We start from the raw sequence: 25001 nt of genomic DNA on the forward strand, positions 1-25001 counted from the left end.
CGCCGCCGCGCAGAGAGGGCGCCGGTGGCGCCCGAGCGGATTTAGTTGGCGAGAAATTGTGACAGGGTAACTAGCTGCGCGCCGGCGCGCGCCATGTCCTGCAGCGCTTGCTCACTGTCGTCCGGCTGCAGGTTCACGCCGCGGCAGCCGTCGACGATCACTTGCGTCGGATAGCCGGCAGCCAGCGCATCCAGCACGCTGAACTTCACGCAGTAGTCGGTCGCCAGGCCCATGACAGCCAACCGCCGGACGCCCTGCGATTGCAGCCAGCCGTGGAGTTCGGTTTGCGCACGGTGGCCGTTATCGAAGAACGCGCTGTAGCTGTCGATGTTCGTATCTTGCCCTTTGCGAAAGACGGCATTGATGTGTTGCCGCTGTAACTGGGGATGAAAATCGGCGCCGTGGCTCCCTTGCACGCAGTGCACCGGCCACCACACCTGCGGCAGGCCTTCCAGCTCACCGAGAGTGCCGACCTGCGCATCGGAGTTCACCGCAAAGCTGCGGTGATTGGCGGGGTGCCAGTCCTGGCTGGCCACCACCGGCTCTCCCCGCGCCAGGCAGGCGGCGATCGCCTGATTGGCGACCGGGATGACGGCGTCGCCCGCCGTGACCGCCAGCGCGCCGCCGGGGCAGAAGTCGTTTTGCAGATCGATCAACAACAGGGCCGTTTTCATCGCCGCTCCAGAGTTCAGTCGATTAACCGTTGATGCTCAGCTCGCCGCGCAGATCTTGCTGCATCAGGGCGCGGATTTGTTCCGGCATCAGCGGCTGGCTCAACAGATAGTGCAGCTTGGTCAGGGCGGCTTCCACCGTCATGTCGAAACCGCTGATCACCCCGGCGTGCGCCAGCGCGTTGCCGGTGGCGTAGCCTTCCATATTGACGCGCCCGGAGATGCACTGCGTCAGGTTGACCACCACGATGCCGCGTTCGGAGGCCGCACGCAACTCGTCGATCAGCTCGGCCTTCTGCGGCGCGTTGCCGACGCCGTAGGAACGCAGGATCAGCGCCTTGACCGGCTGCAGCAGGAAGTTACGCACCACCGCGCCGGAAATGCCCGGATAGATAGTGACCACGCCGATCGGCTGCGGCGTGATGTCGTGCACTCGTAACCCGCCGTTGCAAGTCGGGCTGTCGATGCCGTGCTGGCGACGAATGTGGATACCGGCTTCCAGCAGCGGCGGCAGGTTGGGTGAAGCGAAAGCGTCGAAGCCGTCGGCATGCGCCTTGGTGGTGCGGTTGCCGCGGAACAGCTTGTTGTTGAAGAACAGGCTGACTTCGTTCACCGGATGGTTGGCTGCCAGGTACAATGCATTCAGCAGATTGGTTTGGCCATCGGAGCGCAGCTCCGCCAGCGGAATCTGCGAGCCGGTGACGATCACCGGCTTAGCCAGGTTCTCCAGCATGAAGGAAAGCGCCGAGGCGGTGAACGCCATGGTGTCGGTGCCGTGCAGGATCACGAAGCCGTCGTAGCGATCGTAGTTCTGCTTGATGTCGTCGGCGATGTGCTGCCAGTCTTCCGGCGTCATGTCCGAAGAGTCAATCAATGGCGCGTATTCATGAATGGTGAAATCCGGCATTTCCGGCCGATGGAATTCCGGCATCAGCGCCAGTTGGCGCTGCAGGTGGCCGGAAACCGGGATATAGCCGTGATCGGAGCGCTGCATGCCGATGGTGCCGCCGGTGTAGGCGACGTAAATGGATTTCTTTTGCATGGTCATGATTTTAACAAAGATAAGATGGGCTGAATTATAGGGGCATGGCGGCAGAAAAAAAGCCCGGCGATGGCCGGGCTGTAGAATTATTTGTTAGCGGACTTCTCCGCAGGTCAGACAGATCGCGTAGCGGTTCTGCGGATCGTTCAAGTTATTGAACAAACCCGGCTGCTCTTTCACCGCATTGGCGACCGAGGCCAGCGGGGCAGGCAGCATGGCCTGAATCGCCGCTGGCAGCATGGCGTGAATGGAAACGCCGAACTGGCTGAGCACCATATCGCTCAGGCTCGGGGTGTCGACGAACCAGTCGAGCTGCCACTGTTGCAGTTTCGCCAGCTCAGCGGCTTTCTTCACCGCGTCGTCGAAATCGCCCAACTGATCGACCAGGCCGTTGGCCTTGGCGTCGCTGCCGAGCCACACGTGGCCCTGCGCGATTTGGTCAACCTGCTGCGGGGTCATCTTGCGTGATTTGGCGACCAGATCGAGGAAGTTCTTATACCCGTTTTCGATATTCAGCTGCATCATCTGCGAGAACTCCTGCGGCAACGCCTTGGTGACCGCGATATCGGCCAGCGGCGATGTCGCCACGCCGTCGGTGTGCACGCCCAGCGTATCCAGGGTTTTCTCGTAGGTATTGATGATGCCGAAAATACCGATGGAGCCGGTCAGCGTGCTCGGGCTGGCGATGATGTAGTCGGCCGGCGTCGAGACCCAGTAACCGCCCGACGCGGCCATGCCGCCCATCGACACCACCACCGGTTTGCCGGCGGCGCGCACGGCGGCCAGCTCGGAGCGGATCACTTCGGACGCGCTGACGCTGCCGCCAGGGCTGTTGACGCGGAACACCACGGCTTTGACGGCCGGATCCAGACGGGCCTGACGCAGCTCGGCGGCGGTGGTGTCGCCCCCAACGTTGCCCGGCGTCTGCGGGCCGTCCATGATGGCGCCGTTGGCGAACACCACGGCGATCTTGCCACCCTGGTTGGCGTCCGGCTTCGGCTGGTAGTCGTAGATGCTGATGGCGTTGAAATCGTTCGCCTGTTTGTCCCAGCCGAAGGTTTTGACCAGCTGATTTTCGATCGCGGTGCGCGACGCCAGCTCGTCCACCAGCTTATTGTCCAGCGCATAGCGGGCGGTGTCGCCGCCTGCCGCCTGCAGGCCGCTCAGCACGCCGGCGGCGCCGGGGAACAGCTGCTGCGGCGTCAGCTGCCGGTTGGCCGCCACGGTTTCCAGATAGTTCTGCCACAGGCCGCCAATCCAGCGGCTGTCCGCTTCACGCGCCGCCGGGGACATGTCGTCGCGGATCAGCGGTTCGACCGCCGATTTATAGGTGCCGACGCGGAAGATATTGGTGGTGACCTTGAGCATGTCCAGCAACGACTTGTAATACAAGTTGTTGGTGGCGAAACCGTGCAGATCGACCGCGCCCTGCGGCGACAGGTAGACCTTGTTGGCGTAGCTGGCCAGGTAGTATTGCGTTTGATTGTAACTGTCGCCGATGGCGAAGATCGGTTTGCCGCTGTCGCGGAACTCGCGCAGCGCTTTGCCGATATAGCGCAGCGACGGCTGATCGGCACCGGCAAAGTCATTCAGCTGCAACACCATGCCGGTAATGTTTTTGTCGTCTTTGGCCTTGCGGATGCTGTCGACTACGTCGAACAGCGAGTTTTCCTGCAGGCGGCTGCTGGAGGCGCCCAACAGTTCGCGGCCCCATTGCCGCACTCGGTTGTTTACCGAAGGCTGATCGACCACCACGCCGCTTAAATCGACCAGCAGCGCGCCGCGCGCCGGGGCCGTCGAGGTGGAGGAACTTTGGAAGGACAGATAGATGCCGACCCCAACCAGGATCAGCAAGACCAGGAACAGGTTAAGGATCAGTTCCCTGATAAAATTCAGCAGACGCCATGTCCACCGGAAAATGCCGGCAATAATTTGCCACAATGTGCGCATGTGCTCTCCAACAAGAGTCGAGAATGTTCCGCTATCCTAATGAGCGGCCGGGTAAATGTCAGCTTTAAATCGTGGCACACAGACGCTATCGCCGAGGCTGTAACTCGTCGTTTAGCTATGTTAACGTGGCCGGAATGAAAATTGTTATCAGGAGTTTACGATGGATGCTCTGGATCTTTTATTGAATCGTCGCTCGGCTTCGCGCCTGGCGGAACCGGCGCCGGCGGGGGAAGTGCGCCAAAATATCATCAACGCGGGCCTGCGTGCACCCGATCACGGCGCGCTGCAGCCGTGGCGTTTCGTGATGATCGAGAATCAGGGCCTGGAACGCTTCAGTCAGCTGCTGCAGGCGGCGGCGAAGCAGGATCAGCTGGACGAGGCGGCGATCGAAAAAGCCACCAAGGCGCCGTTCCGCGCACCGCTGATCATCACCGTCATCGCGCACTGCACGGAAGAGACCAAAGTGCCGCGCTGGGAGCAGGTGGTTTCCGCCGGTTGCGCCGTGCAGGCGATGCAGATGGCGGCGCTGGCGCAGGGCTTTAACGGCATCTGGCGCACCGGCGCCTGGACCGAGCATGCGCTGGTGCGTGAAGCCTTCGGTTGCCGCGCGCAGGACGAGATCGTCGGCTTCCTCTATCTGGGGACGCCGCAGCTGAAGGCTGCCACCAAGGTGACGCCGCCGGACAGCACGCCTTTCGTCAGCTATTTCTGAGTTTTTTCCAACGGGGCGCGGTGAAAATGCGCCAAACCCCGCAAAATTGCATGGTTTCTGAGCAGGCCGTTCGCTTATCGGCGGCCCGCTCTTATCAATCCCCTCGGCAAGCGCTACCCTATGTTATCTTGAGTGCCGTTACCGAAGGGAGTGGACTATGACATCGCCAGCGATCCGTTTAACCCAGTACAGCCATGGCGCTGGCTGCGGCTGCAAAATCTCACCGAAAGTTCTCGAAACCATCCTGCATAGCGAGCGGGAAAAGTTTGTCGATCCGCGCCTGCTGGTCGGCAATGAAACCCGCGACGATGCGGCGGTGTACGACATTGGCAACGGCGTCGGTATCATCAGCACCACCGACTTCTTCATGCCGATCGTCGACGATCCATTCGATTTCGGCCGCATTGCGGCTGCCAACGCCATCAGCGACGTGTACGCCATGGGCGGCAAACCGATCATGGCGATCGCCATTCTCGGCTGGCCGATCGCCAAGCTGCCGCCGGAGGTGGCGCAGCAGGTGATCGACGGCGGCCGTTTCGCCTGCCAGCAGGCGGGGATCGCGCTGGCCGGTGGCCATTCCATCGATGCACCGGAACCTATTTTCGGCCTGGCGGTGACCGGCGTGGTCAATACCGAGCGGGTGAAGAAAAACAGCGCGGCACAGGCCGGATCAAAACTTTATCTGACCAAGCCGTTGGGCATCGGTGTGCTGACGACCGCCGAGAAGCAAAGCAAGCTGCGCCCTGAGCATCAGGGCCTGGCGACTGAAGTGATGTGTCGCCTGAATAAACCGGGTGCTGATTTTGCCGAGGTGGCGGGCGTCACAGCGATGACCGACATCACCGGCTTTGGCCTGCTGGGTCACCTGAGCGAGGTATGCCAGGGCTCCGGTCTGCAGGCGACGGTCTGGTTTGATCGGGTGCCGAAACTGCCGGACGTCGAGGCGTATATCGCCGAGGGCTGTGTGCCGGGCGGCACCGGGCGCAACTTCGACAGCTATGGCCATCTGGTGGGCGAGATGAGCGATTTGCAGCGCCAGCTGCTGTGCGATCCGCAAACCTCCGGCGGCTTGCTGTTGGCGGTATTGCCGGAGGCGGAAGCGCAGGTGCTGGCGATTGCCGAACAGCACGGTATCACGCTCAACGCTATCGGTGAATTGCATGTGGCATCGGCCGATAAGCCGCTGATCGAGGTCGCGTAGTGTCCAACATGCAAGGAAGGGCGGACAGCGACGATTACCAACGCATTTTCCTGCAGGACGTGCCGCTGATTGACGTGCGCGCACCGATCGAGTTTCAGCAGGGCGCCTTCGCTCAGGCACTGAATCTGCCGCTGATGATCGACAGCGAACGCCAGGCGGTCGGCACCTGCTATAAGCAGCATGGGCAACAAGCGGCGATCGCGCTCGGCCACAGCCTGGTGAACGGCAAACTGCGCGAACAGCGCACCGCCGCCTGGCTGGCGGCCTGCGCAGAGCGGCCCGAAGGCTATATTTACTGCTTCCGCGGCGGGCTGCGCTCGCAGCTGGTGCAGCAATGGCTGCATGAGGCCGGCGTCGAGTACCCGCGTATCATTGGCGGTTATAAGGCGCTGCGCAATTATTTGCTCGGCGTGCTGGCGCAAAGCGCGGCATTGCCGATGGCCCTGGTGGGCGGCAATACCGGCAGCGGCAAGACGTTGCTGGTCAACGAACTGGCCGACGGCGTCGATCTGGAAGGCGTGGCGCGCCATCGCGGTTCATCTTTTGGTCGAACGCTGGCGGGCCAGAGCTCGCAGATCGATTTTGAGAATCGTCTGGCTGTGTTATTGCTGAAAAAACAGCATGGTGGCAGCCGCCGTTGGGTGCTGGAAGACGAAGGGCGGATCATCGGCAGCAACAATCTGCCGCTGCCGCTGTTCAATGGGATGCAGCAGGCGCCGGTGGCGGTGATCGACGATCCGTTCGACATTCGTCTGGCGCGTCTGCAGGCGGAATATATCGACGGCATGCGCGAACAGTTCGAACAGGCCTATGGTGTGGAAGACGGCTGGCGACAGTACGACGACTATTTGCACCACGGCCTGTTCGCCATACGCCGCCGCCTGGGGCTGGAACGCTTCCAGCAGCTGACGCAACGACTGGAAGCGGCGCTGCGGGCACAGCGGCTCAGCGGCCAGGGCGAGGCGCACCGTGAATGGTTGGCGCCCCTGTTGCAGCAGTACTACGATCCGATGTATTGCTATCAGTTGGAAAAGAAAGCCCAGCGGATTGTCTTCCGTGGGAACTATGCAGAAGTAAGAGAATTCTTGATGACGTTCAGCCAGAAAAACGGTGAATAATGCGACTGTTCATAGCCGAGAAACCGAGTTTGGCGCGCGCCATTGCCGACGTTTTGCCCAAGCCGCATCGCCGCGGCGACGGGTATATCGCCTGCGGCAACAACGACGTGGTGACCTGGTGCGTCGGCCACCTGTTGGAGCAGGCTCAGCCTGACGCTTATGACAGCCGCTATGCGCGCTGGTCGTTGGCGGATCTGCCGATCATTCCCGAAAAATGGCGGTTGCAGCCGCGGCCTTCGGTCAGTAAACAGCTCAACGCCATTAAAAAGTTGCTGCTTGAAGCCGATGAAGTGGTTCACGCCGGCGACCCGGATCGCGAAGGGCAACTGCTGGTGGATGAGGTGCTGGACTACCTGGATTTGACGGCGGAGAAGCGCCAGAACGTGCGCCGCTGTCTGATCAACGATCTCAACCCGCAGGCGGTGGAGCGCGCGGTCGAGCGGCTGCGCGACAACCGAGACTTTATCCCGCTGTGCGTGTCTGCGCTGGCACGTTCGCGCGCCGACTGGCTGTACGGCATCAATATGACCCGCGCTTATACGCTGCTGGGCCGCAACGCCGGTTACGACGGTGTGCTGTCGGTGGGCAGGGTGCAGACGCCGGTGCTGGGATTGGTGGTGCGGCGCGATGAAGAGATCGAAAACTTCGTGCCGAAAGATTTCTTTGAGGTCAAGGCGCACATCGTTACGCCGAAAGAAGAACGCTTCGTGGCGCTGTGGCAACCCAGCGACTCCTGCGAGCCTTATCAGGATGAAGAGGGGCGTTTGCTGCACCGGCCGTTGGCGGAGCACGTGGTCAAGCGCATCGAGGGCCAGCCGGCGCTGGTCACGTCCTATAACGATAAACGGGAATCAGATACCGCGCCGCTGCCGTTTTCGCTCTCCACGCTGCAAATTGAAGCGGCCCGGCGTTATAACCTCAGCGCCCAACAGGTGCTGGACGTTTGCCAGCGGCTGTACGAAACCCACAAGTTGATTACCTATCCGCGTTCCGACTGTCGTTACCTGCCGGAAGAGCATTTCGCCGGCCGCCATGCGGTGCTGAACGCCATCAGCGTGCACCAGCCTGAACTTTACCCGCAGCCGGTGATCGACAGCGATCGCCGCAACCGCTGCTGGGACGATAAAAAGGTCGATGCGCACCACGCTATCATTCCTACCGCCCGTGCCGGCAAGATTAACCTGACGCAGGATGAACGGAACGTGTATGGGCTGGTGGCGCGCCAGTATCTGATGCAGTTTTGTCCGGATGCGGTGTTCCGCAAATGCGTGATCGAGCTGGATATCGCCGGCGGCAAATTCATCGCCAAGGCGCGTTTTCTGGCGGAGGCCGGTTGGCGTACGCTGCTGGGCAGCAAGGAACGCGACGAGGAAAATGAGGGCGCACCGTTGCCGGTGGTGGCTAAAGATGATGAGCTGCTGTGTGAGCGCGGTGAAGTGGTGGAGCGCCAGACGCAGCCCCCGCGGCCGTTTACCGACGCCAGCCTGTTGTCGGCCATGACCGGCATCGCGCGGTTCGTACAAGATAAAGCGCTAAAGAAAATCCTGCGAGCGACCGATGGTTTAGGTACGGAAGCGACGCGAGCGGGGATCATCGAATTGCTGTTCAAGCGGGCGTTTCTGTACAAGAAGGGACGCTATATTCACTCCAGCGAAACCGGGCGCGCGTTGATTCACTCGCTGCCGGATCTTGCTGCACGCCCTGATATGACGGCAAACTGGGAAGCCACGCTGACGCAAATCAGCGAGAAATCCTGCCGCTATCAGGACTTTATGCAGCCGTTGGTCGGCACGCTGCAAGAGCTGATTTATCAGGCCAAGCAGAGCCGGGCGAGCATGGCGTTTCGTGGATTGCCGCCGCCGCCCTCCAGCGGGGGCAAAAAACGCAGGAAAAGCGCCGGCAAGGCGCAGGAGAAAAGTGAATGAAGCGTGGACTCAATGGGGTGCTGGCTGCCGCTGTCCTGGCGTACTGCGGCCTGGCGGCCGCCAACCGGGGCGATGTGGACGTGGTGTTGCCGGTTTCGCCGGAGATCTGGGGCACGGCCAAAAGCGGCGTCAACCCGCCGCCGGCGCAGCCCTGCAACCGCTGTTGCGTCTACCAGAACCAGAACTATTCCGAGGGCGCGGTGCTTAAAGTGGAAGGGGAAGTGCTGCAGTGCGTGCGTGAGCCTAACACCATTGGCACCAACCCCTTGATTTGGGTGCGATTGAAGAAGTGACGATGTAACCTATCGCCGCGCTCAGCGTACATCGCCTTGCGCGGCGATATAGCCCGCCAGCAGTGGAACGTCAGCGGGTGCCAGAGCGTATTCCTGCGCCTGTTGCGGCGTGACCCAGACCAGCGCCGAGTGGCAGCGCTGTTGCAGTTCACCGGAGAACTCCGCGACTTGCCAGGCGTGCAGCCGGATGAGGCGTTCGCCTTGCTGCCACTGATTGCTGCCCACATAGTTGCCGATACGGGCGCAAATTCCCAATTCTTCATCCAGCTCGCGCGCCAGCGCCTCTGGCTGGCTTTCGCCGGCTTCAACCTTGCCGCCGGGGAATTCCCACAGACCGGCCTGGTCGCTGCCTGCGCCGCGCTGGGCCAGCAAAATGCGGCCATTTTTTTCCAGAATGGCGGCTACCACGTCGATAATTTTCATTGGCTTCACAGAGTAAAACCCCGGCGAGCGCCGGGGTGATGGGGTTACAGCGTAAATTCCGCCCAGACCGGTGCATGGTCGGAAGGTTTCTCCATACCACGGGTTTGGTAATCGATGCCGGTGGCGATGCAGCGCGAAGCCAGCGGGGTGCTGGCGAGCAGCAGATCGATACGCAGGCCGCGGTTGTCGTCGAACCCTTTGGAGCGGTAGTCGAACCACGAGAATTCGTCGCTGCGCCCCGGGTTGGCGTGGCGGTAGGTATCCACCAGGCCCCAGTTCAGCAGGCGGTCCATCCATTCACGTTCTTCCGGCAGGAAGGAGCATTTACCGGTGCGCAACCAGCGTTTGCGGTTGTCTTCGCCGATGCCGATATCGTAATCGCTGGGGCTGATATTCATGTCGCCCATGATCAGCACCGGGGATTCTGCCGACAGCTGTTGCTCCAGGTAATTTTGCAGGTCCTGATAAAACCGCGTTTTAGCCGGGAATTTGATCGGATGGTCGCGGCTTTCACCTTGCGGGAAGTAGCCGTTGATCACCGTCAGCGTGCCCTGTGGCGTAGCCAGATCGGCCATGATGATGCGACGCTGCGCATCTTCTTCATCGGTCGGGAAACCGCGGCGCACGGCCAGAGGCTCCGCTTTGGTCAGCAGCGCCACGCCGTAATGGCCTTTTTGCCCGTGATAGAATACGTGGTAGCCGTGTTGGCTGACGTCTTCCAATGGGAACATGTCATCGTGAACTTTGGTTTCCTGCAGACCGATCACGTCGGGCTGGTGCTGTTCGATAATTGCCGCCAGCTGATGCGGACGCGCGCGCAGTCCATTGATATTAAAAGAGACAAACTTCATGAGCGGTGCCGTTTTCACGAGAAAAATGTGCTGTGATAGTAGCAGAGTTTGGCGGGAAATGTAACGCAGACAGCGGCGGGACCGCTGACTGCGCAGCGGGTTTATTTCGCCCAGCGGTCGTAATTTTTAGGTTGATAGTCGTCAAACTGTTGCAGCAGCGTTTGTGCCGATTCACTGATGTGCAGGGTACCGAGATAGTCGTGGCGCATGAAACCCTGATCGGCGACGTGCTCGAGGAACTGGCTCAGTGGGCGGTAGAATCCGTTGACGTTCAGCAGGCCGACCGGCTTGTTGTGATAGCCGATTTGCCCCCAGGTCCAGATTTCAAACAGCTCTTCCAGCGTGCCGATGCCGCCGGGCAGGGCGATAAAACTGTCCGCCAGCGCCGCCATACGGGCTTTGCGCGTATGCATATCGGGTACCACTTCCAGTTCGGTCAGGCCGCGATGCGCCGTTTCCGCTTCCACCAGGCGCTCGGGGATAATGCCGACAGCTTCACCGCCCGCTGCCAACACCGCGTCTGCCACGATCCCCATCAATCCTTTTTTGCCGCCGCCGTAGATTAAACGGCGCCCCTGAGCGGCCAGCAGCTGCCCCAGTTGACGAGCCTGCTCGGCATAAGCGGGATTGACGCCCTCACTGGCGCCACAAAAAACGCAAATATTGTTTCGCATCCACCTTTCCTTACTGCACTAAAGAAGCCAGTGGTATAGCGAATTGTCGGCCGGAGTTCAAGTTACTGCTGGGAGTGAGGAAATAAAACATCGAGGTGAAAGCGGGGAATAAGGGGAGATAAATTGAGTTTATTGATACGAGGGCATTGGGTGCGATGTGCTTTAAGTCGATTTGGGAGTCTTGGTCGAAGCTTCTCATCCTTCCCCGGTGCGGAGCAATATGGATGCGATGTGTTTTAACTTGGTTCAGGTATTTTTGCAAGAGATGGTGGTGGGGGAAGGATTCGAACCTTCGAAGTCTGTGACGGCAGATTTACAGTCTGCTCCCTTTGGCCGCTCGGGAACCCCACCATGGTATTCATGGATTTACAAATTGTTGTTCTGGTTTTATCCAGAAGAAACCTGGCCGGTTTCTTTACTGCGCCTTCGCTCCTGGCGGAGAGAAGATGGTGGTGGGGGAAGGATTATTCGTCACTTCGTTCCTCACCCTTTGGGCCGCGCTAAAGCGCGTTATCCTTCCCTTTCTGACTCGCTTAAACTCAGTGCGTATCAGCAACGAAAAGATGGTGGTGGGGGAAGGATTCGAACCTTCGAAGTCAGTGACGGCAGATTTACAGTCTGCTCCCTTTGGCCGCTCGGGAACCCCACCATATACATGGCTATTTAACTGGCCTTGCTTGCGATAACGCTGTCTCGGTAAGCGGGGCGCATCATATCAAATGAAGCGGATGTGTAAAGCATTGAAATGCAGAAAATGAATCGTTTGCCGTTTTTTTATTCTTGGCGGTGCATCCCTGAACGAAATGCACCGATTTATTGAGCGATTACAGAATAACGGTGCGGTTGCCGTAGACGAAGACGCGCTGCGCCAACACCTGATAAAGCGCGCGGCTGAGCACGTTTTTCTCTACGTCGCGGCCGGCGCGCATCATATCCTCGGCGGAATAGGTGTGATCGACGTGGATCACGTCCTGCATGATGATCGGGCCTTCGTCGAGATTGTCGTTAACGTAGTGGGCGGTGGCGCCGATGATTTTTACCCCGCGCTCATAGGCCTGGTGATAAGGGCGTGCGCCGATAAACGCCGGCAGGAACGAATGGTGAATGTTGATCACCTGGTTCGGATAATGTTGCACGAAGGCCGGCGTCAGCACGCGCATATATTTGGCCAACACCACGTAATCCGGCTGATATTGATCGATCTTGGCCGTCATTTCGCGGTCATGCTGCTCCCGCGTCAAGCCTTCGTGGCTCACCAGATGGAAAGGAATATCGAAACGCTCCACCAGCGTTTGCAGCGTGTCGTGGTTGCCGATCACGGCGGCAATTTCAACGTCGAGGCCACCATAGGCGCTTTTCATCAACAGATCGCCCAGGCAGTGGGCCTCTTTGGTGACCAGCACCACGACGCGCCGGCGCCCGGTGCTGTGCAGCTCGCGCAGCGAACCTTCCGGCAGCGCGCTGTCCAGATCGGCCAGCAACGTGTTGTCGTTGAAAATGCCTTCCAGCTCGGTGCGCATAAAGAAACGCCCGGTGCGGTGATCGACGAACTCATTATTCTGGACGATATTGAGTTCGTGCTTGTAACAGATGTTGGTGATCTTGGCGATCAGCCCTTTGGCGTCCGGGCAGATGGTGCGTAACACTTTTCGTTGTACATTTTGGTGTGGCATGGGTTTGAGGATCCTGTCTGATACTGAACGGCCTGTCTGCGCAGGCGTAAACGTGAAGCGCCGGCCGGTTAGCGCCCGCAGCACTTCTTATATTTTTTCCCTGAGCCACAGGGACACATCGCATTTCTGCCGGGCTGGGGTTTGGTACCGTCGATATAATACCAACGTTGATCGCGACGAAGGAAGCGTGAGCGCTCATGCATCGCTTGCGGTTCGCCGCTTTCGCCATCGGTAAAACGGGCGATGAATTCGACGAAGCCTTCATCCGGCTCATGACCGGCTTTCTCTTCCACGACCGTCAGGCCCAGCCATTCGGTATTCTTAAAACTGTCGACGATTGCATTGCGCCACGCTTCGGCACCGCAGTCGGGGTGCCAGGTGGCGATCAGATAGTCGACGTTATGACTCACGTAGGCGGTGAAGCGTGAACGCATCAGCTGGCCGGGCGTCGGCGCTGGCTGATTGCCGCTGATAAAAGGGGCGCAGCACGCGTTATACGCCAGTCCGCTGCCGCATGGGCATAATTCGGGCAAAATAACTCCTGAGAACACGAGGCAGAAAATGAATTTAGCGCATATGTTACCTAACAATATTCGTCAGTGACAATCTACCCTGAAAGCAGAGAACACCTTTCACCCTGAGGATGGCGCGATGCGGCAAATCAAGATCGGACTGGCGCTGGGAGCGGGCTCGGCCAAAGGCTGGGCGCACATCGGCGTGATCAATGCGATAAAGAAATTGGGGATTGAGGTTGATGTCGTTGCCGGCTGTTCTGTCGGCGCGTTGGTGGGCGCGGCGTTCGCCAGCCATCGTCTGCCGGCGATGGAGCAGTGGGTGCGATCGTTCAGCTATTGGGACGTCATTCGCCTGATGGATTTTTCCTGGCAGCGCGGCGGCCTGTTGCGCGGCGAGCGGGTGTTTAACGCCGTCGGACAGCTGCTGAAGGTCAATGATATCGCCGATTGTGCGTTGAAGTTCGGTGCCGTGACCACCAATCTCAGCACCGGGCGCGAGCTGTGGCTGACCGAAGGCGATATTCATCAGGCGATACGCGCCTCCTGCAGTATGCCTGGCCTGTTGGCGCCGGTATGGGCCGACGGCTATTGGCTGGTGGATGGCGCGGTGGTCAATCCTGTGCCGGTGTCGCTTTGCCGCGCCATGGGCGCCGATATCGTCATCGCGGTCGATCTGCAGCATGATGCGCATCTGATGCAGCAGGATCTGTTCTCGATACGTATCGAGGAAGAAAGCCCGAACGATGCGCCTGCGGCGACCTGGCGCGGGCGTCTGCGGGAACGCGTCGGCAGAATGCGTAAGCGCAAACCGGCGACGGCGCCGACGGCGATGGAGATTATGAGCACATCGATTCAAATGCTGGAAAATCGTTTGAAGCGTAATCGGATGGCGAGCGATCCGCCGGATGTGTTGATTCAACCTTTCTGTCCGCAAATCTCGACGCTGGATTTCCACCGCGCCGATGAAGCGATCGCAGCGGGGTTGCTTGCGGTGGAAAAACAACTGGATCGGTTGTTGCCGTTGATAAAAAATAGATAATTCTCGGTTCTCGGTTGGCAATGCGCGGTCAGTCTGTTTCAGACGAGCATAAGTGACCTTTTTGAGCCACTATTACACTATGGAAAGGGACGAGGCTCGGCTGATGGCATTACCACTTACTCACAAGCGCATCTTGATCGTTGAGGACGAACAGGTTTTTCGTTCAGTGCTGGTCGGTTATTTGGCCTCACTGGGTGCTGAAACCGGCGAGGCGACCAACGGTATACAGGCGCTGGGTGCCGTCGATGACTTCAAGCCGGATCTGATCCTGTGCGATCTCGCGATGCCGGAAATGGGGGGGATCGAATTCGTAGAGCACCTGCGTTTGCAGGGGCTGCAAATCCCGGTGCTGGTGATCTCGGCCACCGACAAGATGGCTGACATCGCCAAGGTGCTGAGGTTGGGCGTGCAGGATGTGCTGCTCAAGCCGCTGACCGATCTCAATCGCCTGCGTGAAGCGGTGTTGGCATGCTTATACCCCAATATGTTCACTTCCCAGGCGATTGAAGAGGTTGAACTGTTTCAGGACTGGGATGCGTTGAGCAAAAATCCCTCCGAAGCCGTCAAACTGCTTAAACAATTGCAACCGCCGGTACAGCAGACTATTGCGCATTGCCGGATCAACTATCGGCAGTTAACCACCGGCGAAAATCCTGGACTGGTGCTGGATATCGCCGCTTTGTCAGAAAAGGACCTGGCATTCTATTGCCTGGACGTCACGCGCGCCGGCGATAATGGCGTATTGGCGGCATTGCTGTTGCGTGCATTATTTAATGGGCTGCTGCAAGACCATCTGGCTAATCAACAGCATCGTCTGCCGCAAATGTCGGCATTGTTAAAGCAGGTTAATCAATTATTGCGGCAGGGGAAATTAGACGGTCAATTCCCGCTGTTGCTGGGATATTATCACGCCGAAAATAAAAACCTGATTCTGGTTTCTGCCGGGCTGCATGCCAACGTCAATACCGGTGACAATCAAATCCAGCTGAGCAATGGCGTGCCACTGGGGACGCTGGGGGCCACCTACATGAATCAGATCAGCCAGCGCTGCACTGCCTGGCAGTGTCAGGTATGGGGAAGCGGTGGTCGGTTGCGGCTGATGCTCAGCGCTGAATAACAGGCAACGAACGGCGAGATCTTAAGCTATTCACTTATCGGTAATTAAACCGTTTATTTATTCTCCCGATTATCCGAACGGGTAATAGTCCTAAATGTTTTCTATTTGTGTTCTGGTTAATGCCAGGCGCGCATAAGCTGGTATACTCCGAAGGTTTTTTATATTGAGCCCAAGCTCATAAAATGAGCGCTTTAGCTTCAAGAGAGGAAATAATGCCTGCTGTAAATCGCAAAGTCAGAAAAGCCGTGATCCCGGTTGCAGGCTTGGGTACGCGGATGTTGCCGGCCACCAAAGCCATTCCGAAAGAAATGCTGCCGCTGGTTGATAAACCGCTGATCCAATACGTCGTTAATGAGTGCATTGCGGCGGGGATTAACGAGATTGTGCTGGTCACCCACTCCTCCAAGAACTCGATCGAAAACCATTTTGATACCAGTTTCGAACTTGAAGCGATGCTGGAAAAACGCGTCAAGCGCCAATTGCTGGATGAAGTGCAGTCGATCTGCCCGAAAGGCGTTACCGTGATGCAGGTTCGTCAGGGCAATGCCAAAGGCCTGGGGCACGCGATTATGTGTGCCTACCCGATGGTGGGCGATGAACCGGTGGCGGTGGTGTTGCCGGACGTGATCCTCGACGAATACAGCGCCGATCCGAAAAAAGACAACCTCCACGAAATGCTGCAGCGCTTCGAAACTACCGGCGTCAGCCAGATCATGGTTGAACCCGTGCCGCATAAAGATGTCGGAAACTACGGCGTAGCCGACTGTAAGGGCGTTGCTTTGCAACCGGGCGAAAGTGCGCCGATGGTGAGTGTGGTTGAGAAACCTTCGCCGGATAAAGCCCCTTCCAACCTGGCGATTGTCGGTCGTTACGTGTTATCCGCCGATATTTGGCCGCTGTTGGCTAAAACGCCCCCTGGCGCCGGCGACGAAATTCAGCTGACTGACAGTATCGAAATGTTGATGCAGCAGGAAACGGTGGAAGCGTATCACCTGAAGGGCGTAAGCCATGACTGCGGTAACAAGTTGGGGTACATGCAGGCTTTTGTAGAGTACGGCATGCGTCATGCCAGCCTGGGCAAAGAATTTTCTCAGTGGCTGCAACAGGTTGTTGCCGCTGACAAGAAGTAATTTGATCTTTCGTATTAATTTGAAAAACTAGGATTTTCACATGAAAGTAACAGTTTTTGGTATTGGTTATGTGGGGCTGGTACAGGCCGCCGTACTGGCTGAAGTTGGCCATGACGTTATGTGCATTGATGTTGATGAGCGAAAAGTCGAAAACCTGAAAAAAGGGAATATCCCGATTTTTGAACCGGGCCTGACGCCGTTGGTACAGCAAAACTATGAGGCTGGGCGCCTGCATTTCACCACCGATGCCAAAGCGGGCGTGGCGCACGGGAATATCCAGTTTATTGCCGTCGGCACGCCGCCGGATGAGGACGGCTCCGCCGATCTGAAATATGTCACCGCGGTTGCACGTACCATCGCCGAACACATGACCGATCGCAAAGTGGTGATCGATAAATCCACCGTGCCGGTCGGTACGGCGGACAAGGTGCGTCAGGTGATGGCGGAAACGCTGGCTAAACGCGGCAGCAACGTGGCGTTCGACGTGGTATCCAACCCTGAATTCCTGAAGGAAGGCGCTGCGGTAGCTGACTGCATGCGCCCTGAGCGCATCGTGATCGGTACCGATAATAAAGAGGTAATCGAACCGATTCGCGAACTGTACGAGCCGTTTAACCGCAATCACGATCGTATGATCATGATGGATATCCGCAGCGCAGAGCTGACCAAATACGCCGCCAACTGCATGCTGGCGACCAAAATCAGCTTTATGAACGAAATGTCCAATCTGGCGGAAATGCTGGGTGCGGACATCGAGAAAGTGCGTCAGGGCATCGGTTCCGACTCACGCATCGGTTATCACTTCATCTACCCTGGCTGCGGCTACGGTGGTTCTTGCTTCCCGAAAGATGTCCAGGCGTTGATCCGCACGGCGGAGCAGATCGGTTACCAACCGAAGCTGCTGCAGGCGGTAGAGCAGGTCAACTACCAACAGAAAGATAAGTTGAACAGCTTTATCAAAGATTACTTCGGCAGCGATCTGAAGGGGAAAACCTTTGCGCTGTGGGGCCTGGCGTTCAAGCCGAATACCGATGACATGCGAGAAGCATCCAGTCGCGTGCTGATGGAGCAATTGTGGGCTGCCGGCGCCACCGTTCAAGCCTACGATCCTGAAGCGATGAACGAAGTTCAGCGCATCTATGGCCAGCGCGATGACTTGAAGCTGATGGGGACCAAAGAGGCTGCATTGCACGGCGCCGATGCTCTGGTGATCTGCACCGAATGGCAGAATTTCCGCGCACCGGACTTCGATGTGATCAAGAGTGCGTTGAAGCAGCCGGTGATCTTCGATGGACGTAACCTGTACGATCCGGAGCGTTTGGAGAATCGCGGCTTTACCTATTACGCGATTGGCCGCGGCGCCTCGATTAAACCGGTTATTTAAGGAGTGGGCATGAAATTCCTGGTTACAGGCGCCGCAGGGTTTATTGGTTATCACGTTGCAGAGCGTTTGTTGACCGCCGGGCATCAGGTTGTCGGCATCGATAACCTGAATGACTATTATGACGTGGGCCTGAAAATGGCCCGTCTGGACAGACTGGCGGATAAGCCGGGATTCCGCTTTATCAAGCTGGATTTGGCCGATCGTGAAGGGATGGCGGCATTGTTCGCCGAGCATCAGTTCCAACGAGTCATTCATTTGGGGGCACAAGCCGGCGTGCGTTATTCGTTGGTTAACCCGTTGGCTTATGCGGACGCCAACCTGATCGGCCATTTGAACGTTCTGGAAGGCTGCCGCCATAATAAGGTCGAGCATTTACTTTATGCCTCCTCCAGCTCTGTTTATGGCCTCAATCGCAAGCTGCCGTTTGCTACCGAAGATTCTGTCGATCACCCTGTGTCACTGTATGCGGCCACCAAAAAAGCCAATGAGCTGATGTCACACAGCTACTCTCATTTATACGGTCTCCCGACGACGGGGTTACGCTTCTTTACCGTATATGGTCCCTGGGGGCGTCCGGATATGGCGCTGTTCAAGTTTACCAAGGCCATATTGGCGGGGGAGAGCATCGATGTATATAACCACGGTGAAATGCACCGTGACTTTACCTACATCGATGATATCACCGAGGCGATTGTGCGGCTGCAGGCGGTTATTCCGCAGGCAGATCCGTCATGGAGCGTTGAACAGGGATCGCCAGCGACCAGTTCCGCACCGTATCATGTTTATAATATCGGCAATAACACCCCCGTTAAACTGATGGAATATATCACGGCGCTGGAGCAGGCTTTGGGGGTAACTGCCCGCAAGAATATGCTGCCGATGCAACCTGGCGACGTGATGGATACCAGTGCGGACACCGCAGAGCTTTATCGTGACATTGGTTTTAAACCGGAAACCAGCGTTGAAGAGGGTGTAAAGCGCTTTGTTGATTGGTATAAGGCATTCTACCAGGTTCAATAATTGAACGAGGGTAAATGCGATAAAGGGGCCTTAGGGCCCCTTTTTTTCATTGGGGCTCCATGCAGGGAAGAAAATGCGAATTAGGATATTTACTAAAAGGAGAGGGGGGAGGTGGGATCACGTCGATAAGCTTTAAAATGAAAAGGCCCCCCGGAGGGAGCCTTTCAGATACGGACTGAATCGCTATTACAGCAGGAAATCGTCCAGAGATTTACCTTGCTCTTCGATAGCTTTCTTAATCACCGCAGGCGTACGGCCTTGGCCGGTCCAGGTTTTCAGTTCGCCGTTTTCATCTTTATATTGGTATTTAGCAGGACGTGCTGCACGCTTTGCTTTGCCGGCAGCCTTGTTGGCAGCCATGGTTTGCAGCAGCTCATTTGGATCGATACCATCAGCAATCAGCATTTCGCGGTATTGCTGCAGTTTACGAGTGCGTTCTTCGATTTCTGCTTGAGCCTGGCTGTCTTCTTCGCGACGTTCGTTCACAACAACTTCCAGTTTCTCGAGCATTTCTTCCAGCGTTTCCAGTGTGCATTCTCTTGCCTGGGCGCGCAGAGTGCGGATGTTGTTCAAAATCTTTAATGCTTCGCTCATTGTCCTAGTCTCAAATTATATTGGTGGGGGGCGTCTCGATAATAATAGAGTGCTATTTTCTTTTCTGCAATAGCCAAATTGACTTGAATACTCAAATTTACCTTTTAAAAAACCGTTAATCGGATCTGTCCGACTAATATAGGAAGGGCTGTTAACTATTATCCTCACCGCACTTAAGTCAAAATTTCAGCAGGCATGCTTTAAAAGGCGCGTGTCGCAAGGCTTTCATCGATAAGTTATCGTCGTAATTTATATCAATATTACAATGAGTTCTGTGGGCTTAATCACGCCATGGTAAGGCAGACATTGTAAACAATAGGGGTATATAGGTAAAGGTTGCGTCAGGAAACGTCGGGGGGATAGCGAAGGTGATTAAATGCCCTGTATTGGCCTCACGTATAATAGACAAGCACTCTCCCGCGGCTGCGGTGCCTGCCGCAGTGAAAGAGGATTATGCATTAATGGGCAAATGTTCGGGGTTAACCATTAGCAAGAATTAATAGTGATGACAGGCATACATTATCCTGTAAATAGCTGTAAAAAGAACGGGCCGACAGAACGATATGTTTCGCTTGAAAGCGCATTATTACGGCGAACGCAATATTCGTTCGCTTTGGGCTGAGCCGGGGGGCGGCTTATGGTACACTTACCGTCCTAATCAACATTTGAATATTTCTTATACCATCGGAGTTGCGGGGCCATGGCTCAACTTTATTTTTATTACTCTGCGATGAATGCCGGCAAGTCCACCGCGCTGCTACAGTCTTCATATAACTATCAAGAACGTGGTATGCGCACGCTGGTGTTCACCGCGGAGATCGATCACCGCTTTGGCGTCGGTAAAGTCAGCTCGCGCATCGGTTTATCCTCGCAGGCCCAGCTCTATAACAACGACTCGATGCTGTACGCCATGATTCAGCAAGAGCATCAACAGCAGCCGGTGCATTGTGTGCTGCTGGATGAAAGCCAGTTCCTGACCAAGGCGCAGGTTGAGCAATTGTGCGATGTGGTGGACCAACTGGACATTCCCGTATTGTGCTACGGCCTGCGTACCGATTTTCTCGGTGAACTGTTTACCGGCAGCCAATATTTGCTGGCCTGGGCCGATAAGCTGGTGGAATTGAAAACCATCTGTCACTGTGGGCGCAAAGCCAACATGGTGTTGCGGTTGGATGAAAACGGCCAGGCGATGCACGCTGGTGAACAGGTGGTGATTGGCGGTAACGAGAGCTATGTCTCCGTCTGTCGCAAGCATTATAAAGAGGCGATTCACTCCCTGGAGTAGGAGCGAAAATGCCGCCAGCGCCCGCTGAGGCGTTTTGGCGGCGGGATAAGAAAAACCGCGCGCCAGGCGCAATAAAAAACCCGCCGTTTGGCGGGTTTTTTTATCGGTTCACGGAACCGTTATTTCTTGGGCTTCTTTACCGCGGTTTTGGCTGCAGCCGGAGCCGCCGCTTCCTCGTCGACCGCTTCGCTGAATTCGCGGCCGTAGAAGGTATCCAGCATGATTTGCTTCAGTTCGGCAATCAGCGGGTAGCGCGGGTTGGCGCCGGTGCATTGGTCGTCGAATGCGTCTTCCGACAGCTTGTCGACTTTCGCCAGGAAGTCCGCCTCCTGCACACCCGCCTCACGGATGGAGGTTGGGATGCCCAACTCGGTTTTCAGCTCGTCCAGCCAGGCCAGCAGTTTCTCAATCTTCTGCGCGGTGCGGTCGCCCGGTGCGCTCAGGCCGAGGTGGTCGGCGATTTCAGCGTAGCGGCGGCGCGCCTGCGGGCGGTCGTACTGGCTGAAGGCCGTTTGCTTGGTCGGGTTGTCGTTCGCGTTGTAGCGAATGACGTTGGAAATCAGCATCGCGTTGGCCAGGCCGTGCGGAATGTGGAACTCCGAGCCCAGCTTGTGCGCCATGGAGTGACAAACCCCGAGGAAGGCGTTGGCGAAAGCGATACCGGCGATGGTGGCGGCGTTGTGCACGCGTTCACGGGCAACCGGGTTTTTCGCGCCTTCTTTATAGCTGGCCGGCAGATACTCTTTCAACAGTTTCAGCGCCTGCAGCGCCTGGCCGTCGGAGTATTCGTTCGCCAGCACCGACACGTAGGCTTCCAGCGCGTGGGTTACCGCATCCAGACCGCCGAAGGCGCACAGGGATTTTGGCATGTTCATCACCAGGTTGGCGTCGACAATCGCCATGTCCGGGGTCAGCGCATAGTCGGCCAGCGGGTATTTCTGTCCGGTGGTGTCGTCGGTCACGACGGCGAATGGCGTGACTTCCGAACCGGTGCCTGAGGTGGTGGTGATGGCGATCATCTTCGCTTTCACGCCCATTTTCGGGAACTTGTAGATACGCTTGCGGATGTCCATGAAGCGCAGCGCCAGATCCTCGAAGTGGGTTTCAGGATGTTCGTACAGCACCCACATGATTTTCGCGGCGTCCATCGGCGAACCGCCGCCCAGCGCGATGATGACGTCCGGTTTGAAGGAGTTCATCTGCTCGGCGCCTTTGCGCACGATGCTCAGCGTCGGATCGGCTTCCACTTCAAAGAACACTTCAGTTTCGATACCGTGAGACTTCAGAACCTTGGTGATCTGGTCGGCATAGCCGTTGTTGAACAGGAAACGGTCGGTCACGATGAAGGCGCGTTTCGCCCCGTCGGTCGCCACTTCTTCCAGCGCGATAGGCAGTGAGCCACGGCGGAAGTAGATCGATTTCGGAAGTTTATGCCACAACATGTTTTCTGCTCGCTTCGCTACAGTTTTCTTGTTGATCAGGTGTTTAGGTCCGACGTTTTCAGAGATGGAGTTACCACCCCAGGAACCGCAACCCAGCGTCAGCGAAGGCGCAAGTTTGAAGTTGTACAGGTCGCCGATACCGCCCTGAGAAGCCGGGGTGTTGATCAGAATGCGAGCCGTTTTCATTTTATCGCCGAAGTAGGCGATGCGAGCCGTTTGGTTATCCTGGTCGGTGTACAGGCAGGACGTGTGGCCGATACCGCCCATGGCGACCAGTTTTTCGGCTTTGGCGACGGCGTCTTCGAAGTCTTTGGCACGGTACATCGCCAGGGTAGGCGACAGTTTTTCATGTGCGAAAGGTTCAGACTCGTCGACCAGCTTCACTTCACCGATCAGCACTTTGGTGTTGGCCGGCACTTTGATGCCTGCCATTTCGGCGATTTTCGGTGCGGATTGCCCGACGATGGCCGCGTTCAGGCCGCCGTTTTTCAGGATGATGTCCTGCACCGCTTTCAGTTCTTTACCCTGCAGCAGATAGCCGCCGTGGGAAGCGAAGCGCTCGCGTACCGCATCATAGATAGCGTCAACGACGATGACCGACTGTTCGGAAGCGCAGATAACGCCGCTGTCGAAGGTTTTGGACATCAGGATAGAGGCGACCACGCGTTTGATATCTGCGGTTTCGTCTACCACGACCGGCGTATTGCCGGCGCCGACGCCGATTGCCGGTTTGCCGGAACTGTAGGCGGCTTTCACCATGCCCGGGCCACCGGTGGCGAGGATCAGGTTGATGTCAGGGTGGTGCATCAGCTGGTTGGACAGCTCGACGGTAGGTTGGTCGATCCAACCGATGATGTCTTTCGGCGCACCGGCGGCGATAGCGGCTTGCAGCACGATATCGGCGGCTTTGTTGGTGGCATTCTTCGCACGCGGGTGCGGCGAGAAGATGATGCCATTGCGGGTTTTCAGGCTGATCAGCGCTTTGAAGATCGCGGTAGAAGTTGGGTTGGTGGTAGGCACGATACCGCAAATCAGGCCGATAGGTTCGGCGATGGTGATGGTACCGAAAGTGTCATCTTCAGACAGGATGCCACAGGTTTTTTCATCTTTATAGGCGTTGTAGATGTACTCGGAAGCGAAGTGGTTTTTGATCACTTTGTCTTCGACGATACCCATTCCGGATTCTTCCACGGCCATTTTGGCCAATGGGATACGGGCATCAGCAGCGGCGAGGGCGGCAGCGCGGAAGATTTTATCCACTTGCTCTTGAGTGAAGTTGGCATATTCGCGCTGGGCTTTTTTGACACGTGCGACAAGCTCGTTCAGTTCAGCGACATTCGTTACAGCCATAATGCTCTCCTGATAATGTTAAACTCTTTCAGTAAATAAGCCGTGCGAGCCACTAGTATAGTCGTAACGGGGATAAGCGGTGATGAGAATACCGGGGTCTTCCCGCGTTATTTCTTCGCATGCTGCTGATTTGCTTAAAGAGCTTCACCCTACGCCAACCGGAGGGGCAGGCAGTGAGGAGAACGGAACCGGCGATGCTGCTGCCGACTTTGTTCTACTCCCTGACTACGACTAAGAGCTTACCCACTGTTGGGTAGTTGATTTGTGATCTAAATCATGAAAACTGCAAGCTGACACCTTTCAGCTTGCTGGTGTTGGGAATTATTCTCGATAACTGTGAGCGGTGACTCTTTTTTCAACATAAAAAATCAAAAGGCCATACATCACTTTAACAAAGGGCATTTGTTTTGTTGCATAACCTGCTGGTAGTCAAAAATGCTGCTCTGGCCGGATGGATTACCCGCGGCAATTCCATTACATTAGCGCGCATAGGCAGCACACCTTTTTATAGTACTTAATGCGGAGCCATCTGTGGGCCAATCTCTGTTGGATCTTTCCGGCTTTATCAAGTTCTTTGTCGGTCTGTTTGCGCTGGTCAACCCGGTGGGCATCTTGCCGGTGTTTATCAGTATGACCAGTTATCAGGCGGAAGCGGGGCGCAACAAAACCAACCTGACCGCCAACCTGTCGGTCGCCATCATTCTGTGGACCTCGCTGTTCCTGGGCGAAGGGATCCTGCGGATGTTCGGCATCTCTATCGATTCGTTCCGCATCGCCGGCGGTATTCTGGTGGTGACCATCGCCATGTCGATGATCAGCGGCAAGCTGGGGGAAGACAAACAGAACAAACAGGAGAAGTCGGAGAGCGCGATCCGCGAAAGCATCGGCGTGGTGCCGTTAGCGCTGCCGCTGATGGCGGGGCCGGGGGCGATCAGTTCTACCATCGTCTGGAGTTCACGTTATCACAACTGGCAAAGCCTGCTCGGTTTTACGGTGGCGATCGCCTTGTTCGCCTTTTGCTGCTGGCTGTTGTTCCGCGCCGCGCCGCTGTTGGTGCGTTTGCTTGGGCAGACCGGCATCAACGTGATCACCCGAATCATGGGCCTGTTGCTGATGGCGCTCGGGATCGAGTTTATCGTTACGGGCATTAAGGCGATATTCCCCGGCCTGTTGTAATACCCTTTGTTTAGCCGCGCACCTTTCGCGTTGGCGCGGCTAAAATTAATTTTAAAATTTAAATTATTTATTGGTTCGCATTATTATAGTGCAGAGGATGAATAAAATTTATTCGGTTGCACCCTTATGTTGCATAAATCTCATGTTGCTGTGCAAAAAAAACGCTAAGCGTTATTTCAGACACTTTTCTTCCCCCATTTCCGCGCGTTTTGTCCCCGTTCAACGGTAAAGCTGTTGTTAAATTAATCACATCATTCTGTGGGGCTTGTCTCACTTTCATCCAGGTGTTATTAGTGATTAACCGACCATAGGCAGGTGTTTGTTCTTTGAATGGCTGGATTGTTAACTGAATGTTTCTTTGTGCGGCGGTGAGATGACGCTGACGGTTTCAAACGAAATGATTTTGTTTTTTTTAT

General features: G+C 56.6%; 22 protein-coding genes and 2 tRNA genes. 12 read left to right on the forward strand and 12 right to left on the reverse strand.

What is annotated here, in order from left to right:
* Positions 1–41 precede the first annotated feature (41 nt).
* The 3 genes from pncA to sppA form a co-directional block, all read right to left on the reverse strand.
* Positions 42–674 carry a bifunctional nicotinamidase/pyrazinamidase gene (gene pncA, locus N6G83_RS04285; protein ID WP_142590311.1) on the reverse strand — a complete coding sequence of 211 codons (633 nt, stop codon included), beginning with the start codon at positions 672–674 and terminating at the stop codon, positions 42–44.
* Between the two features lie 22 nt (positions 675–696).
* Positions 697–1713 carry an asparaginase gene (gene ansA, locus N6G83_RS04290; RefSeq protein WP_148123871.1) on the reverse strand — a complete coding sequence of 339 codons (1017 nt, stop codon included), beginning with the start codon at positions 1711–1713 and terminating at the stop codon, positions 697–699.
* 93 nt (positions 1714–1806) lie between these two features.
* A complete protein-coding gene (gene sppA, locus N6G83_RS04295) occupies positions 1807–3663 on the reverse strand; it encodes a signal peptide peptidase SppA (RefSeq protein WP_033643311.1) in 1857 nt (618 codons plus the stop codon).
* Positions 3664–3823: 160 nt separating this feature from the next.
* Between sppA and N6G83_RS04300 the strand changes: the two genes are divergently transcribed.
* The 5 genes from N6G83_RS04300 (at position 3824) to N6G83_RS04320 (ending at position 8912) form a co-directional block, all read left to right on the forward strand.
* Positions 3824–4375, forward strand: a complete 552-nt coding sequence (locus N6G83_RS04300; protein ID WP_197832028.1) for an NAD(P)H nitroreductase — start codon at positions 3824–3826, stop codon at positions 4373–4375.
* A gap of 157 nt (positions 4376–4532) precedes the next feature.
* On the forward strand, positions 4533–5576 hold the full coding sequence (gene selD / locus N6G83_RS04305) for a selenide, water dikinase SelD (protein ID WP_025303088.1): 1044 nt from the start codon (positions 4533–4535) through the stop codon (positions 5574–5576).
* 8 nt (positions 5577–5584) lie between these two features.
* The gene (gene mnmH / locus N6G83_RS04310; RefSeq protein WP_038629396.1) at positions 5585–6694 is read left to right on the forward strand and encodes a tRNA 2-selenouridine(34) synthase MnmH; all 1110 of its coding nucleotides are present in this window, start codon (positions 5585–5587) and stop codon (positions 6692–6694) included.
* The gene (locus N6G83_RS04315; RefSeq protein ID WP_043142985.1) at positions 6694–8619 is read left to right on the forward strand and encodes a DNA topoisomerase III; all 1926 of its coding nucleotides are present in this window, start codon (positions 6694–6696) and stop codon (positions 8617–8619) included. The genes mnmH and N6G83_RS04315 overlap by 1 nt, the downstream gene beginning before the upstream one ends.
* Positions 8616–8912, forward strand: coding sequence for a YnjH family protein (locus N6G83_RS04320; protein ID WP_099817185.1), 297 nt, complete (start codon positions 8616–8618; stop codon positions 8910–8912). The genes N6G83_RS04315 and N6G83_RS04320 overlap by 4 nt, the downstream gene beginning before the upstream one ends.
* A gap of 21 nt (positions 8913–8933) precedes the next feature.
* Here the strand turns inward: N6G83_RS04320 and N6G83_RS04325 are convergent, their stop codons facing one another.
* The 7 genes from N6G83_RS04325 to N6G83_RS04355 all read right to left on the reverse strand — a co-directional run bounded on the left by N6G83_RS04325 (position 8934) and on the right by N6G83_RS04355 (position 13066).
* Positions 8934–9335, reverse strand: a complete 402-nt coding sequence (locus N6G83_RS04325; protein WP_025303084.1) for a pyrimidine (deoxy)nucleoside triphosphate diphosphatase — start codon at positions 9333–9335, stop codon at positions 8934–8936.
* Positions 9336–9379: 44 nt separating this feature from the next.
* Entirely contained in the window at positions 9380–10186 is an 807-nt protein-coding gene (xthA, locus tag N6G83_RS04330; RefSeq protein ID WP_025303083.1) for an exodeoxyribonuclease III, read from the reverse strand.
* Positions 10187–10287: 101 nt separating this feature from the next.
* Positions 10288–10860 carry a TIGR00730 family Rossman fold protein gene (locus tag N6G83_RS04335; protein ID WP_004932190.1) on the reverse strand — a complete coding sequence of 191 codons (573 nt, stop codon included), beginning with the start codon at positions 10858–10860 and terminating at the stop codon, positions 10288–10290.
* Between the two features lie 266 nt (positions 10861–11126).
* Positions 11127–11211 (reverse strand) — tRNA-Tyr (locus tag N6G83_RS04340).
* 213 nt (positions 11212–11424) lie between these two features.
* Positions 11425–11509: transfer RNA gene (locus N6G83_RS04345), tRNA-Tyr, on the reverse strand.
* Positions 11510–11684: 175 nt separating this feature from the next.
* Entirely contained in the window at positions 11685–12533 is an 849-nt protein-coding gene (gene purU / locus N6G83_RS04350; RefSeq protein ID WP_260514767.1) for a formyltetrahydrofolate deformylase, read from the reverse strand.
* Between the two features lie 68 nt (positions 12534–12601).
* Positions 12602–13066: a YchJ family protein gene (locus tag N6G83_RS04355; protein WP_025303082.1), complete on the reverse strand. Its 465-nt coding sequence runs from the start codon at positions 13064–13066 to the stop codon at positions 12602–12604.
* Positions 13067–13184: 118 nt separating this feature from the next.
* On the opposite strand from N6G83_RS04355, the gene rssA reads away from it, so the two are divergent.
* The 5 genes from rssA to N6G83_RS04380 all read left to right on the forward strand — a co-directional run bounded on the left by rssA (position 13185) and on the right by N6G83_RS04380 (position 18738).
* The gene (gene rssA, locus N6G83_RS04360; protein ID WP_025303081.1) at positions 13185–14087 is read left to right on the forward strand and encodes a patatin-like phospholipase RssA; all 903 of its coding nucleotides are present in this window, start codon (positions 13185–13187) and stop codon (positions 14085–14087) included.
* Positions 14088–14190: 103 nt separating this feature from the next.
* On the forward strand, positions 14191–15204 hold the full coding sequence (rssB, locus tag N6G83_RS04365; protein WP_025303080.1) for a two-component system response regulator RssB: 1014 nt from the start codon (positions 14191–14193) through the stop codon (positions 15202–15204).
* Positions 15205–15416: 212 nt separating this feature from the next.
* The gene (gene galU, locus N6G83_RS04370; protein WP_049295767.1) at positions 15417–16334 is read left to right on the forward strand and encodes a UTP--glucose-1-phosphate uridylyltransferase GalU; all 918 of its coding nucleotides are present in this window, start codon (positions 15417–15419) and stop codon (positions 16332–16334) included.
* Positions 16335–16374: 40 nt separating this feature from the next.
* Positions 16375–17718, forward strand: a complete 1344-nt coding sequence (locus N6G83_RS04375; protein WP_025303078.1) for a UDP-glucose dehydrogenase family protein — start codon at positions 16375–16377, stop codon at positions 17716–17718.
* Between the two features lie 9 nt (positions 17719–17727).
* Positions 17728–18738 carry an NAD-dependent epimerase gene (locus N6G83_RS04380; RefSeq protein ID WP_025303077.1) on the forward strand — a complete coding sequence of 337 codons (1011 nt, stop codon included), beginning with the start codon at positions 17728–17730 and terminating at the stop codon, positions 18736–18738.
* Between the two features lie 186 nt (positions 18739–18924).
* Here the strand turns inward: N6G83_RS04380 and hns are convergent, their stop codons facing one another.
* Positions 18925–19332, reverse strand: coding sequence for a histone-like nucleoid-structuring protein H-NS (gene hns / locus N6G83_RS04385; RefSeq protein WP_004932170.1), 408 nt, complete (start codon positions 19330–19332; stop codon positions 18925–18927).
* Between the two features lie 700 nt (positions 19333–20032).
* Here hns and N6G83_RS04390 point away from each other — a divergent pair.
* The gene (locus tag N6G83_RS04390; protein WP_015378091.1) at positions 20033–20617 is read left to right on the forward strand and encodes a thymidine kinase; all 585 of its coding nucleotides are present in this window, start codon (positions 20033–20035) and stop codon (positions 20615–20617) included.
* A gap of 119 nt (positions 20618–20736) precedes the next feature.
* Here N6G83_RS04390 and adhE read toward each other — a convergent pair whose 3' ends face one another.
* A complete protein-coding gene (adhE, locus tag N6G83_RS04395; RefSeq protein ID WP_025303076.1) occupies positions 20737–23409 on the reverse strand; it encodes a bifunctional acetaldehyde-CoA/alcohol dehydrogenase in 2673 nt (890 codons plus the stop codon).
* Positions 23410–23940: 531 nt separating this feature from the next.
* On the opposite strand from adhE, the gene N6G83_RS04400 reads away from it, so the two are divergent.
* On the forward strand, positions 23941–24585 hold the full coding sequence (locus N6G83_RS04400; protein WP_015378089.1) for a YchE family NAAT transporter: 645 nt from the start codon (positions 23941–23943) through the stop codon (positions 24583–24585).
* Positions 24586–25001: the final 416 nt, after the last annotated feature.

This window comes from Serratia sp. PL7, assembly GCF_945957435.1.

Excerpts from the sequence above, each read along its gene's own strand:
- ansA (WP_148123871.1), bottom strand. The coding sequence starts at position 1,713 with ATGCAAAAGAAATCCATTTACGTCGCCTACACCGGCGGCACCATCGGC.
- N6G83_RS04325 (WP_025303084.1), bottom strand. The coding sequence starts at position 9,335 with ATGAAAATTATCGACGTGGTAGCCGCCATTCTGGAAAAAAATGGCCGC.
- N6G83_RS04375 (WP_025303078.1), top strand. The coding sequence starts at position 16,375 with ATGAAAGTAACAGTTTTTGGTATTGGTTATGTGGGGCTGGTACAGGCC.
- galU (WP_049295767.1), top strand. The coding sequence starts at position 15,417 with ATGCCTGCTGTAAATCGCAAAGTCAGAAAAGCCGTGATCCCGGTTGCA.
- N6G83_RS04390 (WP_015378091.1), top strand. The coding sequence starts at position 20,033 with ATGGCTCAACTTTATTTTTATTACTCTGCGATGAATGCCGGCAAGTCC.
- sppA (WP_033643311.1), bottom strand. The coding sequence starts at position 3,663 with ATGCGCACATTGTGGCAAATTATTGCCGGCATTTTCCGGTGGACATGG.
- N6G83_RS04335 (WP_004932190.1), bottom strand. The coding sequence starts at position 10,860 with ATGCGAAACAATATTTGCGTTTTTTGTGGCGCCAGTGAGGGCGTCAAT.
- mnmH (WP_038629396.1), top strand. The coding sequence starts at position 5,585 with ATGCAAGGAAGGGCGGACAGCGACGATTACCAACGCATTTTCCTGCAG.
- N6G83_RS04320 (WP_099817185.1), top strand. The coding sequence starts at position 8,616 with ATGAAGCGTGGACTCAATGGGGTGCTGGCTGCCGCTGTCCTGGCGTAC.
- xthA (WP_025303083.1), bottom strand. The coding sequence starts at position 10,186 with ATGAAGTTTGTCTCTTTTAATATCAATGGACTGCGCGCGCGTCCGCAT.
- rssB (WP_025303080.1), top strand. The coding sequence starts at position 14,191 with ATGGCATTACCACTTACTCACAAGCGCATCTTGATCGTTGAGGACGAA.
- N6G83_RS04380 (WP_025303077.1), top strand. The coding sequence starts at position 17,728 with ATGAAATTCCTGGTTACAGGCGCCGCAGGGTTTATTGGTTATCACGTT.
- hns (WP_004932170.1), bottom strand. The coding sequence starts at position 19,332 with ATGAGCGAAGCATTAAAGATTTTGAACAACATCCGCACTCTGCGCGCC.
- rssA (WP_025303081.1), top strand. The coding sequence starts at position 13,185 with ATGCGGCAAATCAAGATCGGACTGGCGCTGGGAGCGGGCTCGGCCAAA.
- pncA (WP_142590311.1), bottom strand. The coding sequence starts at position 674 with ATGAAAACGGCCCTGTTGTTGATCGATCTGCAAAACGACTTCTGCCCC.
- purU (WP_260514767.1), bottom strand. The coding sequence starts at position 12,533 with ATGCCACACCAAAATGTACAACGAAAAGTGTTACGCACCATCTGCCCG.
- N6G83_RS04315 (WP_043142985.1), top strand. The coding sequence starts at position 6,694 with ATGCGACTGTTCATAGCCGAGAAACCGAGTTTGGCGCGCGCCATTGCC.
- selD (WP_025303088.1), top strand. The coding sequence starts at position 4,533 with ATGACATCGCCAGCGATCCGTTTAACCCAGTACAGCCATGGCGCTGGC.
- adhE (WP_025303076.1), bottom strand. The coding sequence starts at position 23,409 with ATGGCTGTAACGAATGTCGCTGAACTGAACGAGCTTGTCGCACGTGTC.
- N6G83_RS04300 (WP_197832028.1), top strand. The coding sequence starts at position 3,824 with ATGGATGCTCTGGATCTTTTATTGAATCGTCGCTCGGCTTCGCGCCTG.